Genomic DNA, 15,975 nt, shown 5'->3' on the forward strand with positions numbered 1-15,975 from the left:
TGATGGAAGCGGCTGGGTTGGGGGACCGCGACATGAACACGGACACGACTGAGATAGCGCGCGCGTCACCGCAGAGCCCGCCCCGGCCGGCGGACCGGCGTCGGCGGTATTTTGCCCGGTTCCTGACCATGCTGCTGCTGGGCCTCACGCTCCAGAGCATCGATCCTTTCGGCTTCCTGCAATACACCGAGAAAAAGACCCTCGACCTGTTCAGCTTCATGATGGGGCCCGAGCTGCCGTCGACGTGGAACCAGGAAATGGCGGTGGTGCTGATCGACGATGTCTTCGTCGAGACCCACTCGAAATGGCCGATGCCCTATATCGACCATGCCCGGGTGCTGAAGAAGATCCTGACCTTCGAGCCCAGAGCGGTTTTCGTCGACCTGCTCTTCACCAAGGACAAGGACGTCAAGGGCATCGTGCCGCTGATCCTGGTGCTCAACGAATACAAGCGGAAGAACATCAAGGTCTTCGTCACATCGGCGGAATCCCGCTCCGGGATGCTGCCGCAGATCGCCAATCTCGTGACGCCGGTGACCACGCGGCTGACCCGGGACGAGATCGACTACCTGGATTACCGGCTGTGGCGCGAAAGCTCGATGACCCATCAGGCGCCGGCCAACGCCCTGATCGGTGCGTATTGCGCGCGCATGCCGCGCGATCCGGAGCGCCACGAGGCCTGGGGCCTGGCCTGCAGCCGGCTCCTCGATCCCAAGCAGCGCGGCACTGAGTCCGAGACCGTGGTGCTGCCCAACCCCAACGCCAAATCGGAGCTGGAGCGCGGCCGGGACTCCGAGACCAAGGTCACCCTCAGCTTCGACTCCGAGACCATGCTGCTGCTTTGGGGAACCGAGGAGGCCGAGGCCAACTGGAAGGCGTTCAGGTGCAATCCGGAGGTCGGCACCAGCTGGCACGGTCAGGTGATCAACTGGGTCTCGCTGGAGCCGGAGGACACGCTGCAACGCTGTCCGCGATATCCCACGCTGCTGCTGGACAATCTGCTGGGCGGCTTTCCCGACGACAAGCTGGCGGAATACCTGACCGACAAGATCGTGTTCTACGGGCCGGAGATCGAGGGCGCGACAGTGTGGACCGCGCCGCCCACCCATGAGGCGCTGTCCGCTACCTACACCCACGCCACCGCGCTCGAAAACCTGCTGATGTTCGGCAAGGACTACTACGTGATGGACAGGAAGGTCCTGGGCGTCAGCCTGAAAAGCCTCTTCGAGCTGACGATCTGGACCGTGCTGTGCCTGGTGGTCTCCTTCGGGGCCGCCGTGCTGAAGCCGATCGCCCCCGGGCCAGAGCATTCGATCGGCTACCGCTTCCTGTTCGACCTCTCGTCCTTCGTGATGCTCAGCATGGTCGGCATCCTGCTGACGACGGTTCAGGTCGCCGCCTTCCACATCGCGCCGGCGAACCTGCTGGGGATCATCTCCATCGTCTTCGCCATCTCGTCCGTCCACAGCTCCGAGTACTTCGGCTACCTGGAGGACCGCCTGCAGACCCTGATGCGGTCGCTCAGCTTTCCGCCTCCGCAACCCCAGCGCCCCCGTCCGTGACTGCTGCCCCGAGCACGGCCAACCAGAAGGACCCGCGCATGACCGGATCATGGAACAGAAGAACGGCGATACTGCTGTTGGCCGGATTCTGCGGCATCGGCCTGGCGCCGTTGCCCGCCGCCTCGGAGCAGGTCGTGATCGAGAAGCTGCTCAGCAACGATCTGCCGCTGTATCAGCCAGAGACCATGGCCGAGCTGAACCGGCTGTCGGCCGCCGCCGCTCAGCAGCGGCTTCCGCTCGACGCGCAGCTCAACGAGATGGGCATGTACGACGCGGTGATCGACGGCAAGAAGGTCTGGATCAACCCGGCCGACGTCGTCACCTCGGACGCCGCCGCGCTGAAGGAGCGGTGCCACGCGAATGCGGGAACCCAGGCGAGCTCGAGCACCGCCCGCGCGTTCGGGAGCGGCTGTCAATGACCGCCCCCCGCGTCACAAGGTATGTCGCCGCTCTGCTCGTCGCGGGCGCGGCCCTGACGACGGTCCTTTCGACAGGAAGCGCCGTCGCCGATCCGGGCGACGACAATCAGACCGGCCCCGTCACCACCCGGGAGATCGGACGGGACCGGCTGTTCAGCGTGTTCCAGAGCCATTACGGCGAGGTGAAGGCCCGGCCGGAGGCGATGCGCCAACGCCTCACCGCCGACCGGCGCGCGATGGAGAAGGAAGGCTACGTCTTTCTCGATGCCCCCAAGACCAACAAGTACCTGAACGCCGTCCTCGCGAACTGCCTGTCCACCGTCGGACCGCGGCCCAACCTGCCGGTCACCGTCAACCTGATCGCCTCCTATTCGAAGACCGGGGAGCCGATGAGCACGATCCTGGCGAACCGCAGCGGGCTGATCCTGATCTCGGTCGGCACGCTCCAGCTTCTGGACAGCCCGCTGGAGCTCGGCTTCCTGCTGGCGCACGAGTACGGCCACGTCGCCATGCAGCACCCCAACAACTCGGCCGAGTTCGAAGCCATGCTGGAAAGCGATGCGTCGGCCGGCGCGCGGACGGCGGTCGGCGCCTTCAAGCACTTCGCCGGCAACAAGAGCTTCGAGAACATGCTGAAGCGCCGGCACGAGGACCACGCCGATTTCTACGGGATCGATGCCATGCGGGAGTGCGGCTACAACACCGCCCTCGCCTTCAAGGTCCTGGAGACGATCGGCGACTGGCACTCGGAGACGTCGGTCTTCGAGACCCAGCGCGAGTTGGAGGCCCGCAACAAATCCAAGGACCAGGAGAAGGAAGGGCTGGGCGGCATCTTCAAGGGGCTCGGCACCGCCTTCGCCACCGGGCTCACCGCCCTGTCGGATTCAGAGGAACACCACACCCGCTCGCAGACCGACCGGCGCCAGCTCCTGAACCTCTACGAGAAGGAGTACTACAAGGCGCCGAAATTCGACATGAACAAGATGCGGGACGCCCTGGCCCAGTGGCGGGTCTTCAAGGAATCGACCGAATGGGCGGCACTCAAGAAGCGCTACGGCGGCTAGGCCCGCTCAAAGGAGAGCAACCTCCGGGCCGGGAGGTTGCTTCCGTGGTGCTCCGCGTGACCCCAGACGCTACGCCGCCTGGACCTCGTGGATGAACCGGTCGATGGCCGTCTTGATCTCGCCGGCCTCGGTGCTGGTCTGGCGTGCCGCCTCGGTCACGCCGCCCACGGTCACCGACGTGCGGTCGGTCGCGTCGCTCACCCGCGTGATGCTCTCGGAGAGCTGCTCGGTACCCCGGGCCGCTTCCAGCATGTTGCGGGTGATCTCCGAGGTCGCCGCCTTCTGTTCCTCCACCGCCGCCGCGATCGCCGCGGAGATCGAATTCACCTCCTCGATCCGATCCACGATCTCGCGCACCGCCTCGACCGACGCGACGCAGGACGCCTGAACCCGCCGGATCTTCTCGGCGATCTCCTCGGTCGCCTTGCCGGTCTGGGTCGCCAGGCTCTTCACCTCCGAGGCGACGACCGCGAAGCCCTTGCCGGCATCCCCGGCGCGGGCGGCCTCGATGGTGGCGTTCAGGGCCAGCAGGTTGGTCTGGTCGGCGATGCTGTTGATCAGCTCGACCACCTGGACGATGGATTCCGACTGATCCTTCAGCTCCTCGATCGCCATCAGGGTGTCGCGGGCCCGGTCGGAGGTCGTCTCCACCGAGGTGCTGGCCCGGGTGACCTGGCCGACGATCTCCCCGAACGAGGAGTCCATCTCCTCGGCCGCCGCCGACACGCTCTGCACGTTCGCCGCCGTCTGCCCGGAGGCCGCCGCGGCATTCGTGCTCTGCTCCTTGGTCTCGGCCGCCACGCCCGTGAGCGTGTCCGCGGAGTGGGACAGCTCGTCCGACACCCCGCGCAGGGCGTCCAGCCGCTCGGCGATCCGGGTCTGGAAATCCTGGATCGCCCGCTCGACCGCCTCGGCCCGTCGGTCGCGCGCCTCCTGCTGACGCTCTTCCTCGGCCTCCAGCGCCTTGGCGCGGATCATGTTTTCCTTGAACACCTGAACCGCCCGGGCCATCAGCCCGATCTCGTCCTTCTGTTCCGTCGACGGAATGTCGGCGTCCAGATCGCCCTCGGACAGGCGGCCCATGGCACGGGTCAGCGCGATGATCGGCCGGGCGATGCTGCGGCCGATGACGACGGCGGCCAGCGCGCCCAGCAGCACCATGACCGCCGAAACCGACACCGCGACCAGCAGGGAGGTCTCGACATTGGACTGCATCGCCGACCCGATGCCGTCCTGGATCTCCTCGTACGCGTCCCGCATCGTGTCGATCAGCTCGGCGGCCTCCGGGCCGATCCGCTCGAGGGTGCCCACCGTGGCCGCCGTACGCTGCGCGAACAGGGCGTTGAGGTTCCCGACGCCCGCCTGGAACTCGGCCTGGGTGGCCGACAGCCGCTGCAGCGCCGCGGCATCGGCCGCGCCGCGCAGCGTGTCGAGGTGATCGGCGATCTTCGCGTTGGCGGCCAACGCGTCCTTCATGTGGTCGGCGTTACGCGACTCGGTGAACTCCAGGGTCGCCCCAAGCATGCCCTCGATGTCGTTGGACAGCATGGTCAGGACGGAGATCGTCCAGCTGGCGTCGACATCGTCGGCCATCGCCGACATCAGCGTGTCGACCTCGGCGGTCAGGCTCGCCGCCTGGCCCCGCAGGTCGCGCTCGAGGAGCCGCGCGCGCTTGTCCAGATCGACGACCTGGTCGATGCCGGCGCCATAGGTCTCCATCATCTCGTGCAGCGTCTTCAGCCGGCGCGCCTGATCCGGATCGACGATCGTCTCCATGGTCTCGTCGATCAGGCCGATCGCGGCGGCCAGGCCCGCGCGGGCGCTGTCGATGACGGTGCGATTGGCCCCCGCGATCACGTCCTTGGTGTAGATGCGCGTCGTCAGGACCTCGGCCTGCACCCGGCTGAGCTGGTTGGAATTCATTGCGGTGCTGCGGTACTCACCGACGAGCTGGCGCGACTCCAGCAGATTGAAACTGACGATTCCCGCCATGACCGCCAGAAGCGCCAGGATGACGCCGAACGCCCCCGTCAGGCGCGTGCCGATCTTCATGTTGGTCATCGTGTTACCGATACCCATTTCCCACTCTCCAAAAAGGGACTTCTCGTTCGGCGCGCACTCTCTCTCCCAGCAGTTAACCGTTTATGAATATCTAAAATTTTTTGTTTTAAATCAGCATGTTAGAATCATAATAAAAACTGACGCGCGCCGGAGAGCGGGGGCGCCGCTGCCCGGGCTAGGCGCGGTGTCGCGGCTGCGCCATTCTTGCCCCCATGTTGCGCGAGGCATTCGATTGGATCCGCACCCCGTCCCTGCCGCTGGCGCGCCGGTCGGGGCATCTCGGGGAGTTCGTGGCCATCGCCGCGCGCCGGCAGCGCAACGCCGCCGCCTGGGCGGGGCACGAGGCCCGGTCGCGGGCCGCCGTCATGCGGGCGGCGCAGGCCGGCGATCCGGACGGGACGGCCCTGATCCTCGGCGCCGGCCATGTGAACGACGTCCCGCTCGAGGCGCTGAGCGGTCGGTTCCGGTCCGTCGTGCTGGTGGACCTGGCCTTCTCCCGGCGGACCCGGCGTCTGGCCGACAGTCTCGGCAACGTGGTCTGCCGCCTGCACGACGTCACCGAGAGCCTCGACGCGCTGGCGGAGATCCGCCCGCCCGCCGCCTGGCTGGACGACCCGTCCATCGGCTTCGTCGCCTCGGTGAACCTGATCTCGCAGCTCGCGACGGTCGCCACCCGGCACCGCGACGATGCCGAGGCGGAGAGGATCGGATGCGACCTGGGGGAGGCGCATCTCGCCTGGCTCGCCGCCTTCTCCTGCCCGACCTGCCTGGTGGCCGACCGGGAGATCGAGATCCTGGACGAGAGCGGTGCCGTGATCGCGACGCTCGACCCGAACAAGGGCGCCCGCCTGCCGGAGGGCGACGAGGAATGGCTGTGGGACATCGCCCCGCGCGGCGAGATCGACCGGCGTTATTCGGTGCGCCACCGGGTGGTCGCGGTGGATCGCATAAACCGCTGACCAGCCATGCGAAAATCACGATTGCGGCGGATCGCGGAATGGCCGAAGAGCGGAATGTCGAGACCGGCATCGCGTTGCCTGATGCGCCGGCCGTCCTGGGGGCCTATCCTACTTCGATGAACCAACTTCGCGCGGAGTCCACCTCCGCCCCGGACCTGCGTCCGGCCACCGTCGCCGACATCCCGGCGCTGCTCGAGATCGAAGCCGCCTGCTTCGATAGCGACCGCCTGACCCGGCGCAGCTTCCACCGCATGCTGACCCGCGCCAAGGCCAGCCTCTTCGTCGCCGAACAGGCGTCCGGCATCATCCTGGGATATGGGCTCGTCCTGTTCCATGCGGGCACGGCGCTCGCCCGGCTGTACTCCATCGCCGTGCGTCCGCAAGCCGCCGGCGCCGGCATCGGCACCGCCCTGATCGAGCACGCGGAAAAGGTGACTCGCGCACACGAATGCGTCGCCCTGCGGCTGGAGGTGCGCGCCGACAACGCCGCCGCCATCGCCCTGTACGAACGGCTCGGCTACCGCCGCCTGCGGGTCCTGCCGCATTACTACGAGGACGACGGCGACGGCTGGCGCTACGAGAAGCGGCTGCATTGGGTGCCGGGCTCGAACGGCCCGCATGTGCCGTATATCCACCAGACCACCGACTTCACCTGCGGTCCGGCCAGTCTGATGATGGCGATGGCGGCGCTGAAGCCCGGCTCCGTCCCGGATCCGGACGAGGAGCTGCGGATCTGGCGCGAGGCCACCACCATCTTCATGACGTCGGGCCATGGCGGCTGCGGACCGCGCGGCCTGGCACTCGCCGCCCATCACCGCGGTTTCCGCGCGTGGGTCTGTATCAGCCAGGAAGGCACCCTGTTCATCGACACGGTGCGCTCGCCGGCCAAGAAACAGGTGCTGCAGCGGGTCCAGGCCATGCTGACCAAGGACCTGATCAAGGCCGGGGTGAGGGTCGACGTCACCCGGTCGACGCCGGACGACCTGGAGAAGGCGATCGCCGCCGGCTGGATCCCGCTGATGCTGGTCAGCTCCTACCGCTTCAACGCCGAGAAGGCGCCCCACTGGGTCGTCGTCACCGGCGTCGACGACAGATTTATCATGGTGCATGACCCGGATATGGACGAGGACCTGTTGAAATCCGATATGGACTGCACCCATGTGCCAATACCTAGGTCGGCCTTCACCTCCATGACGCGGTTCGGGCGGTCGCGCCTGCAGGCGGTCGTCTACATCGCGAACGGAGACGCTTGAGTGACACAGCCCGTTATTCTCATCGACCGGCCGAGCGATCTGCCGACCGCGCCGGAAGGTCTGCGTGTCGTCGCCACGTCCGACTACCTCACCGACCCGAAATCCGCCGGCAAGGCGCCGGTGCGGATCATCAACCTGTCCCGCGACCTGGTCTATCTCGGCCAGGGCTACTACGCCTCGCTGCTGGCCGACGCGCGCGGCCACAAGGTGCTGCCGACGGCGGCGACCATCCTGGCGCTGAAGGACCGGGGCCGGGTCTGGACCGGGGTGCGCGCGGTGGAGCGGGTGCTGACCCGGGCGCTGAGCAGGATGAAGGAAGCGCCGGAGGCGTCGTTTTCGATCGACGTCTATTTCGGCCGGACCCAGGACGCCCGGTTCGCCCGGGTCGCCCGCGAGGCGTTCGACCGGTTCCGCGCGCCAATCCTGCGGGTCAAGGTCACCCTGGACGCGACCTGGGGCTTCTATGTCCGCACCGTCAGCCAGCGCACCATCGACGAGCTGCGGGCCGACGAGCACGACACCTTCGCCGCCGCGCTCGACGCGCATACGCGGCGCGAGTGGCGCGACCCGTCGGCTAAGCGGCCGGTGCGCTATACGCTGGCGGTCCTGATCGATCCCAAGGAGCCGATGCCGCCCTCCGATCCCAAGGCGCTGGACGCCCTGGAGCGGGTCGGCGCGAAGATGGGCGTGTCGGTGGAGCGCATCCGCACCCGCGACTATGCCCGGCTGTCGGAATTCGACGCCCTGTTCATCCGCATGACCACCGCCCTGGACAACCCGACCTGGCGCTTCGCCCGCAAGGCCGAGGACGAGGGCATGCCGGTGATCGACGACCCGACCTCGATGCTGCGCTGTACCAACAAGGTCTATCTGGCGGAAACCCTGCTGGCCAAGGGCGTGCCGGCGCCGAAGACCCTAATCCTGGACTCCAAGGGCCTGACCAAGGCGGCGAACGAGCTGGGCTTCCCGATCGTGCTGAAGATCCCCGACGGCTCGTTCTCGCGCGGGGTGTTCAAGGCCGAGACCCCGGCGGAGCTGAAGAAGATCGCCAAGACCCTGTTCGCCGACAGCGACCTGATCCTGGCCCAGGAATTCATGCCGACCGATTTCGACTGGCGGGTCGGGGTGCTCGACGGCCAGCCGCTCTTCGTGTCCCAGTACAAGATGGCGCCGAAGCACTGGCAGATCTACAACCACGGCGCCACCGGCCGGGGCAAATCCGGCGGCTTCGCCACCTTCGCGGTGCAGGACACGCCCAAGGACGTGCTCGACGTGGCGATGAAGGCGGCGAACCTGATGGGCAGCGGGCTGTACGGCGTCGACCTGAAGCAGAACGACCGCGGCGTGTTCGTCGTGGAAGTGAACGACAACCCGAACATCGACCAGGGCGTGGAAGACAAGGTGCTCAAGGACAAGCTCTACGAGCGCCTGATCGACAGCTTCATCACGCGCATAAAGGCGCGGTAAGTGTAATCGTTCCACACTCCCCGTCCCGGATTTACTCTGGGATTGCTGTTTTCGAGTCCGGCAACGGCCCTTCGACACGCGCCCATAGGGGCGCTGCTCAGGGCGAGGTCAGAGATTAATTTTCAGACCTCGCCCTGAGCAGCCCCCGCGACAGCGGGGGCGTGTCGAAGGGTTGCCCCGGACCCGCGCTCAAGCCACCATCGCGCCCAACCAAAGCAAGAAACCAACCGGAGGCGCCTGTGGCCCGCTATACCGTTCTTACTCCCGATGCCCAGCACGACGACGACCACCGGGTCGAGCGCGAGGTCGCCGGGAGCGATGTCGACTTCATCCACTACACCACCGCCGACGCCTCCGACGTCCCCGACGAGACCTGGGAGAAGGTGGACGCCCTGCTGGTCTGGCACGTGCTGCCGATCGACCAGCGGGTCCTGTCGCGGCTGAAGAACTGCAAGATCATCGTGCGCTGCGGCGTCGGCTTCGACCATATCGACCTGGCCTCGGCGGGGGCCGCCGGCATCCCGGTGTCGAACTGCCCGGATTACGGCACCAACGAAGTGGCCGACCACGCCATCGCCATGATGCTGACCTTCAGCCGGGGGCTGACCGCCTATCACCGCACCATGACCGCCGACCCGGCCGGTAACTTCCACTGGAACCGGGGCGAGCCGCGGCGGATCCGGCACAAGACCTTCGGCGTGGTCGGGTTCGGACGCATCGGCACCGCCGCCCTGCTGCGGGCCAAGGCCTTCGGCATGCACATCGTCGGCTACGACAAATACGCCCCGCGCGGCCAGGAGATCGCCCTGGAGATCGAGCGGGTGGAGAGCCTGGAGGAGGTGCTGGAGCGGGCCGACGTGCTGAGCATCCACACCCCGCTGACCGACGAGACCCGCGGCATGATCGACGCCGCCGCCCTGAAGCGGATGAAGTCGGACGCGATCCTGATCAACACCGCCCGCGGTCCGATCGTCGACACCGCCGCGCTCATCGAGGCCCTGCGCAACAACGAGATTTCCGCCGCCGGGCTCGACGTGCTGCCGGTGGAGCCGGCCAGCCTGGACGATCCGCTGGTGAAGGCCTTCGCCGAACAGCCGGACTGGCTGAAGGACCGCCTGATCCTCACCCCGCACGCCGCCTTCAACAGCGAGGCCGGCCGCTACGACGCGCGGGCGAACTCGACCAAGACGATGATGCGCTACCTGGAGACGGGCGAGCTGTGGAACTGCGTCAACGGCGCGTTCCTGAAGGCTTGAACGCCCCGTCCAGGGGCAGTTGCTGGGAATAGACCAGGATCTGGGACACCGTCGTCCCATCCTCGGAGAACGGGAGCAGGATCGTGTCCTCATGGACCGGCCTGCTCCTGTCGTCGAGAAAGGTGACCCGGTCGTAGATCGGGCATTTCGACTGACGCACCGCCTCGTAATGGGCCAGCGCATTCTCCAGGGATTCTGCGTAGAACCCCTCCTCGACCAGACGTCCCGTGGGGTTGTGTCCGCGATTGGCGACCTCGGTGCCGCCGACGACCCGGTAGCGGAAGATGCCGGCGCCGTCGGAGCGGACCCCCTCCACATCGATCAGCAGAAGGCGCGGCAGCAGCCGCGGCACATCCATCGGATCGAAATCCGCCCGGCTGGGCATGGCCCGGGTGCCGCGCTTGTCGTTCCAATAGGTGAGCAGCGTCCGGATCGCAGAGACCACGGAGGCCGGCAGCTCGTCCGGCGTACCAGCGCCCAGCTTCTCCAACAGATCCTCCGCCGCCCACCCCGTCACACCCAACGGCGCCGGAATAGTGGGCGCGCCGGTGAAAGCGGTCAACTCGACCCTCTCCAGGGCTCGGAACGGGATGGCGACCCGCTGCGGGCGTGCGTAGACTGGCGGCTTCAGAGACGACGATCTGGAGCCGATCCATGCCCATGTCCGCCGCCGAACGCGCCCTGCGCCAGGAGGTGATCGACACCTGCATCAAGATGAATGCTCTGGGCATCAACCAGGGCACATCCGGCAATGCCAGCGTGCGGGTGTCAGAAAATCCGGAGGACGGGTTCTTCATCACCCCGTCCTCGATCCCCTACGAGGAGATCGCGCCGGAGGACATCGTCACGATGAAACTAGACGGCAGCCATTCCGACAACCGGCGGCCGTCGAGCGAGTGGCGCTTCCATCTGGACATCATGCGTGCCCGGCCGGACTGCGGCGCCATCGTTCATACCCACGGCATGTTCGCCACCACGCTCGCCTGCCTGCGCATGGAGATCCCGGCCTTCCACTACATGATCGCCCAGGCCGGCGGCTCCACCATCCGCTGCTCCGACTACGCGACCTTCGGGACCCAGGAACTGTCGGACACCGCCCTGGAGGCGCTGAAGGACCGCAAGGCCTGCCTGCTGGCCAATCACGGCATGATCGCCATCGGCCCCAACCTGAAGAAGGCGCTGGCCCTGGCCGTGGAGGTCGAGACCCTGGCGGCCATGTACTGGCGCACCCTGCAGGTCGGAAAGCCGGTGATCCTGCCCGACGACGAGATCGCGCGGGTCGGCGAGAAATTCGGAACCATGGGCTACGGCGCGGTAGACGCGAAGAAAGCGGGGACGGCATGAGCAGTGCAGGCAGCAACGCGACTCTGGAAGCCGCCTATTCCGAAGCGGCGGAGCGGTTCACCGCCGCCAATCCGAAGAGCGCCGCGATCCAGGAGCAGGCGCTGGCCGCCATGCCCGGCGGCAACACCCGCACCGTCCTGCACTACCACCCCTACCCCCTGCGCTTCGCCCGGGGCGAGGGCTGCCGGCTGTGGGACGTGGACGGGCACGAGTATGTCGACTACCTGGGCGAATACACCGCCGGGCTCTACGGCCACAGCGAGTCGGTGATCCGCGACGCCATCAAGCAGGCAGCCGATGACGGCTGGGTGCTGGGCGGGCCGACCCTGCAGGAGGCGCGGCTGGCCGAGGCCATCGTCAACCGCTTCCCGGCGCTGGAGCGGGTGCGCTTCACCAATTCCGGCACCGAGGCCAACATGATGGCGCTGGCCACCGCCCGCGCCTTCACCGGCCGCGACCGGGTCATGGTGTTCAAGGGCGGCTATCACGGCGGGGTGCTGTACTTCTCCGGCTCGCCGTTGAACGCGCCGTTCGACTACGTCATGGGCGACTACAACGACGCCGAGGGCAGCGCGGCGCTGATCCGCGAGCAGGGCGACCGGCTGGCCGCGGTGCTGGTCGAGCCGATGTCCGGGTCCGGCGGCTGCTTGCCCGGGTCCGAGGCCTTCCTGAAGGCGCTGCGGAGTGCGACCCAGGAGACCGGCGCGCTGCTGATCTTCGACGAGGTCATGACCTCCCGCCTGTCGCCGACCGGCCTGCACGGTCTGCTCGGCATCACCCCGGACCTGATCTCCCTCGGCAAGTATCTGGGCGGCGGGCTGAGCTTCGGCGCCTTCGGCGGCCGGGCCGACATCCTGGCCAAGTTCGACCCGCGCCAGCCGGGCGCCTGGCCCCATGCCGGGACGTTCAACAACAACGTCTTCACCATGTCCGCCGGGCTGGCCGGCCTGACCCATGTCTACACGCCGGAGCGGGCGATCTCCCTCAACGCCGACGGCGACGCCATGCGGGCCCGCCTGCAGAAGGCGATCGAGGATCGCGGCCTGCCGCTGGCGATGACCGGGCGGGGCTCGATGATGGCATTGCATGCCGGGCGCACCGCCCCCACCTCTCCGCCGGAAGCGGGGCGGCGCAACCGGCGGCTGGTCGACCTGATGCACCTGGATCTGATCCAGGGCGGCATCTACACCGCCCGACGGGGCATGATGGTGCTGTCGCTGCCGATGGACCAGGCGGCGTTCGACACGCTTGCAGCCGCCTTCGAGGAGTTCCTGGACAGCCGTCGGGGCGTGATCGAGGCGGCGTTGGCGGAGGAGAGCGTGGCATGAGGGAGAGGGTGGCATGAGCCTGTTCGCGCGACTGGCCCGCGAAGCCGTAAGGCGGGCGGCGTCCGACCCCCGTCTGCGGGCGAAAGCGGCCGAGATCGCCGGCGAGGCGGCCCGCCGCGCCCGGCCGACGGTGGAGAATGCCGGCCGCCACATCATCGAGACGGCCCGCGAGACCTCGACAGGCGGCAGCTTCGCCGACGATCCGCTCGGCTATGCGAAGCGCTTCAAATCGAAGCTGCTGCCGCCGGACGACGGAAGCGCGCGGTGAGCGCCAAGCCTGGCATGGTTACCGGGCCTTAACGCCAATCCGTAACCACACTTTACGAATGCGATCCCATTTTGCCATTTCGGGATCGAATTTGCGATTCACGCCGCGATATGCCATATACATCGTAGGTTCAACGACGGTGTCACAGCTCCATGATCAGCGGGTTGCTCGCGCCGATCTGGGATTCGCATATCGCCAGCCCGGACAAGGTCCGGATCGCCGGCGACGGTAGCGGTGTGCCGAACGAACCCGCCCAACAGCCCCTGGTCCGCGGACGGCCCGCCGGCGATGTCGCCGAGATGGATCTGATCGAACGCCTCGACTACATCCGCGAGACCGGCCGGGCGGCACTGAACCGCCAGCGCGCCAAGGTGGTCGACATCCTGGCCTGACCGCCCAAGACCTTCATTTTCCCTGGAAATTTCCGCGGTCGCGCCGTGCGGCCGAATCTTCTTGAAACCACATTCAAGCAAATTATATAAAATTATCAGAAAATGATTTGTAACCGGGAGCAACGGTCATGGCGATCGGCCCCACAGGATTACCGGTTCTTCCCCCGCTCGACGGCCAGCGGGGCGCAGTCACCGACGCCTCGGAGCGTCGGGCGGATGCCCGTGCGTCCCGCGCCGGCACCGAGCGGCCGCAGGAGACCGTATTCGCGGAACCGCTGGACGAGACCGAGCGCCGGCAATTCGACCTGGAGCGGACGGCCGATCAGGTGCGTCTGCTCAACCCCAACGCACCGCGCGGGTCCATTCTCAACATTGTGGTCTAAGAGCGGTTCGTCGCCGCGGCCAGACCACCGCCTCACACGTCGCGCGGCGTCCACTCGTTGGAAAACAGCCAGGCCATCGCCTCGCGCCTGCTCATGAAGATCCTCGTGCAGCCGGGCGCCGACCGGTTCCGATAATCCGCCCAGAGCTCGGCGATGCCGAGATCGGTCTCCCGTCCGAACACGCCTGCCGCGCGGTCCGCGTGACCGCCCATCCGCTCGACGCGTTCCGTCTCCATCGACTTGAAGGCCGCCGCGGTGAGTTCGCTCAGGTCGGCGTAGCGCAGGTCCACCAGCACCCGGACGGTGCCGGGCTGCAACCCGAGCGACCGGCGCACGGTGCGGGATCGCATCATGTCGTCGACGGTCAACGGGCCCGTATAGGTCAGTTGGATCAGCCGCCGCGTCTCATCGTAGATCCAGTCGAGTTCCGCCATTCCGGCTCCGTCAGCGGGGCGCTCTCCCCAGAACGCCCCGCCACCGGTTATCCGCAACTCAGCGGCGAGCGACAAGACCTCAATCGTCGCCTGCGACAAGCTGCGGCTCGGTCCAGCCATAGGCCTCGCGGGCCGCGGCCTCGCTGACGAAGCCGTCGCGCACGTCGATGGCGAGGGTCGCCGCATCGCGGTCGGCCGGATTGCCCAGCCCGCCGCCGCCCGGCATCTCCAGCACCAGCGTGTCGCCCGCCGGGATCGTCTGGCGTCCCTTGCCCTGCAGCTTCGGGCCGGACTTCAGATAGATCTTTCCGGTCGCCCCGTTCGCCCCGCCGTTACGGCCGCGCGGCGGATGGATGACCCGGTCGAACATCGAGGAGATGGCGAACGGCCTGCCGTCGGCATGGGCGATCTCCATCACCTGGCCGGTGCCGCCGCGATAGGTGCCCGCACCGCCGGAATCCGTCCGGTACTCCTTCTTCCAGAAGATCAGCGGGGCGATGGTCTCGTTCACCTCGACCGGGGTGTTGCGCACGCCCGACGGGAAGGAGGTCGCGTCCATGCCGTCCTTGCCCGGACGCGCGCCGGTGCCGCCGGTGTGGAAGGTGTTCATGGCGAAGGGCCGGCTGTCGCCGTAATCGCCGTCGACGATCCCGCGGCCGCCGAGCAGCACCGGATTCCACAGGCAGCTCGTGCCCTCGGCCGGCACCTTGTCCGGGATGATGTGGTTCAGGCAGCCGAGCATGACGTCCGGCAGCATCTGGCCGATCACGTGGCGGGCGGCCACGGCACAGGGCGGCGGGGCGTTCAGGATCGAGCCCTCGGGCGCGGTGATCCGGATCACGCCGAGCGAGCCGGCATTGTTCGGGATCGACCCGCCGATCACGCAGCGCACGCCGAAGCTGGCATAGGCCTGGGTATAGGTCAGCGGCACGTTGATGCCGTAGCGCGAGGTGCCGGACGTCCCCTCGAAATCGATGTCGATCCCGTCGTCGGACACGGTCAGCGAGCCGACCAGGTCGACCTCGCTCTCGAACCCGTCGATCCGCATGGAGTTGTGGTAGGTGCCCTTGGGCAGCTTGCCGATCTCCTCCAGCATCCCGGCGCGGGAGCTGTCGATGATGTGGCGGCCGAGCTCGCCGAGATCGGCCATGCCGAACTCGCGCATCATCTCCACCAGCCGGCGCCCGCCGACCTCGTTGCAGGCCATCAGGGAGTAGATGTCGCCTTCCACCTCGATCGGGTTGCGGACGTTCACCTTGATCAGGTGCAGCAGGCCGCGATCGACCTCGCCCTCGCGGGCCAGCGGCATGATCGGGATGTTGATCCCTTCCTCGTAGACCTGCCGGCCATCCGGCCCGAAGCCGCGGCCGCCGATATCCACCACATGGGAGGTGCAGGCGAACAGACCGACCGGCTTGCCGTCCAGGAAAGTCGGGGTGACGACGGTGATGTCGTTCAGGTGGCCGGTGCCCTTCCACGGATCGTTGGTGATGTAGACGTCGCCGTCCTTCATCGTCTCGATCGGGTAGACCTCCAGGAAGAACCCGACCGAGGCGGCCATGGCGTTGACGTGGCCGGGGGTGCCGGTCACCGCCTGGGCCAGCATCTGGCCGTCGGTGTCGAACACGCCGGCGGAGATGTCGCCGGCCTCCCGCGCGGAGGTGGAAAAGGCCGTGCGCACGAGGGTCTGGGCCTGCTCCTCCACGACGGAGAGCAGACGGTTCCACTGGATCTGGATGTGGATCTGGTCGAGGGCCGAACGGTTGGTGCTCATGGTCATTCTCC

16 protein-coding genes are annotated in these 15,975 nt (G+C 67.3%); 12 read left to right on the forward strand and 4 right to left on the reverse strand.

The features are described 5' to 3' along the window. The first annotated feature begins 32 nt into the window (after positions 1 to 32). From T8K17_RS01625 to T8K17_RS01635, 3 genes are read left to right on the forward strand one after another with little or no spacing between them, the layout of a single operon-like run. Positions 33 to 1,562: a CHASE2 domain-containing protein gene (locus tag T8K17_RS01625; RefSeq protein WP_322332795.1), complete on the forward strand. Its 1,530-nt coding sequence runs from the start codon at positions 33 to 35 to the stop codon at positions 1,560 to 1,562. A 38-nt stretch (positions 1,563 to 1,600) separates the two neighbouring features. Continuing rightward, positions 1,601 to 1,981 (forward strand): hypothetical protein, encoded by a 381-nt coding sequence (locus T8K17_RS01630; protein ID WP_322332796.1) that lies wholly within the window; start codon positions 1,601 to 1,603, stop codon positions 1,979 to 1,981. Continuing rightward, positions 1,978 to 3,045: a M48 family metalloprotease gene (locus tag T8K17_RS01635; RefSeq protein WP_322332797.1), complete on the forward strand. Its 1,068-nt coding sequence runs from the start codon at positions 1,978 to 1,980 to the stop codon at positions 3,043 to 3,045. Before T8K17_RS01630 ends, T8K17_RS01635 begins: the two co-directional genes overlap by 4 nt. Before the next feature lie 69 nt (positions 3,046 to 3,114). Here the strand turns inward: T8K17_RS01635 and T8K17_RS01640 are convergent, their stop codons facing one another. Then, entirely contained in the window at positions 3,115 to 5,124 is a 2,010-nt protein-coding gene (locus tag T8K17_RS01640; RefSeq protein WP_322332798.1) for a methyl-accepting chemotaxis protein, read from the reverse strand. A 194-nt stretch (positions 5,125 to 5,318) separates the two neighbouring features. Here T8K17_RS01640 and T8K17_RS01645 point away from each other — a divergent pair, with 194 nt between their 5' ends. The 4 genes from T8K17_RS01645 (at position 5,319) to T8K17_RS01660 (ending at position 10,041) form a co-directional block, all read left to right on the forward strand. Beyond that, positions 5,319 to 6,065 carry a hypothetical protein gene (locus tag T8K17_RS01645; RefSeq protein WP_322332799.1) on the forward strand — a complete coding sequence of 249 codons (747 nt, stop codon included), beginning with the start codon at positions 5,319 to 5,321 and terminating at the stop codon, positions 6,063 to 6,065. Positions 6,066 to 6,103: 38 nt separating this feature from the next. Further along, positions 6,104 to 7,318 (forward strand): GNAT family N-acetyltransferase/peptidase C39 family protein, encoded by a 1,215-nt coding sequence (locus T8K17_RS01650; RefSeq protein ID WP_322332800.1) that lies wholly within the window; start codon positions 6,104 to 6,106, stop codon positions 7,316 to 7,318. Further along, a complete protein-coding gene (locus T8K17_RS01655) occupies positions 7,319 to 8,785 on the forward strand; it encodes a RimK family protein (RefSeq protein WP_322332801.1) in 1,467 nt (488 codons plus the stop codon). A 239-nt stretch (positions 8,786 to 9,024) separates the two neighbouring features. After that, a complete protein-coding gene (locus T8K17_RS01660) occupies positions 9,025 to 10,041 on the forward strand; it encodes a C-terminal binding protein (RefSeq protein WP_322332802.1) in 1,017 nt (338 codons plus the stop codon). Here the strand turns inward: T8K17_RS01660 and T8K17_RS01665 are convergent. Continuing rightward, a complete protein-coding gene (locus T8K17_RS01665; protein WP_322332803.1) occupies positions 10,016 to 10,603 on the reverse strand; it encodes a PAS domain-containing protein in 588 nt (195 codons plus the stop codon). The genes T8K17_RS01660 and T8K17_RS01665 overlap by 26 nt on opposite strands. Positions 10,604 to 10,695: 92 nt before the next feature. Here T8K17_RS01665 and T8K17_RS01670 point away from each other — a divergent pair, with 92 nt between their 5' ends. The 5 genes from T8K17_RS01670 (at position 10,696) to T8K17_RS01690 (ending at position 13,756) form a co-directional block, all read left to right on the forward strand. After that, positions 10,696 to 11,385, forward strand: a complete 690-nt coding sequence (locus T8K17_RS01670) for a class II aldolase/adducin family protein (protein ID WP_322332804.1) — start codon at positions 10,696 to 10,698, stop codon at positions 11,383 to 11,385. Further along, a complete protein-coding gene (locus tag T8K17_RS01675) occupies positions 11,382 to 12,713 on the forward strand; it encodes an aspartate aminotransferase family protein (protein ID WP_322332805.1) in 1,332 nt (443 codons plus the stop codon). The genes T8K17_RS01670 and T8K17_RS01675 overlap by 4 nt, the downstream gene beginning before the upstream one ends. Before the next feature lie 13 nt (positions 12,714 to 12,726). Further along, positions 12,727 to 12,981, forward strand: a complete 255-nt coding sequence (locus T8K17_RS01680) for a hypothetical protein (RefSeq protein WP_322332806.1) — start codon at positions 12,727 to 12,729, stop codon at positions 12,979 to 12,981. Positions 12,982 to 13,133: 152 nt separating this feature from the next. Further along, complete coding sequence (locus tag T8K17_RS01685) at positions 13,134 to 13,373, forward strand: hypothetical protein (RefSeq protein ID WP_322332807.1); 240 nt, start codon at positions 13,134 to 13,136, stop codon at positions 13,371 to 13,373. 128 nt (positions 13,374 to 13,501) lie between these two features. Then, on the forward strand, positions 13,502 to 13,756 hold the full coding sequence (locus T8K17_RS01690) for a hypothetical protein (RefSeq protein WP_322332808.1): 255 nt from the start codon (positions 13,502 to 13,504) through the stop codon (positions 13,754 to 13,756). 32 nt (positions 13,757 to 13,788) lie between these two features. Here T8K17_RS01690 and T8K17_RS01695 read toward each other — a convergent pair whose 3' ends face one another. Beyond that, complete coding sequence (locus tag T8K17_RS01695; protein ID WP_322332809.1) at positions 13,789 to 14,190, reverse strand: hypothetical protein; 402 nt, start codon at positions 14,188 to 14,190, stop codon at positions 13,789 to 13,791. A gap of 79 nt (positions 14,191 to 14,269) precedes the next feature. Further along, positions 14,270 to 15,964: a hydantoinase B/oxoprolinase family protein gene (locus T8K17_RS01700; RefSeq protein ID WP_322332810.1), complete on the reverse strand. Its 1,695-nt coding sequence runs from the start codon at positions 15,962 to 15,964 to the stop codon at positions 14,270 to 14,272. Positions 15,965 to 15,975: the final 11 nt, after the last annotated feature.

Source organism: Thalassobaculum sp. OXR-137 (genome assembly GCF_034377285.1).
Classification (GTDB): domain Bacteria; phylum Pseudomonadota; class Alphaproteobacteria; order Thalassobaculales; family Thalassobaculaceae; genus Thalassobaculum.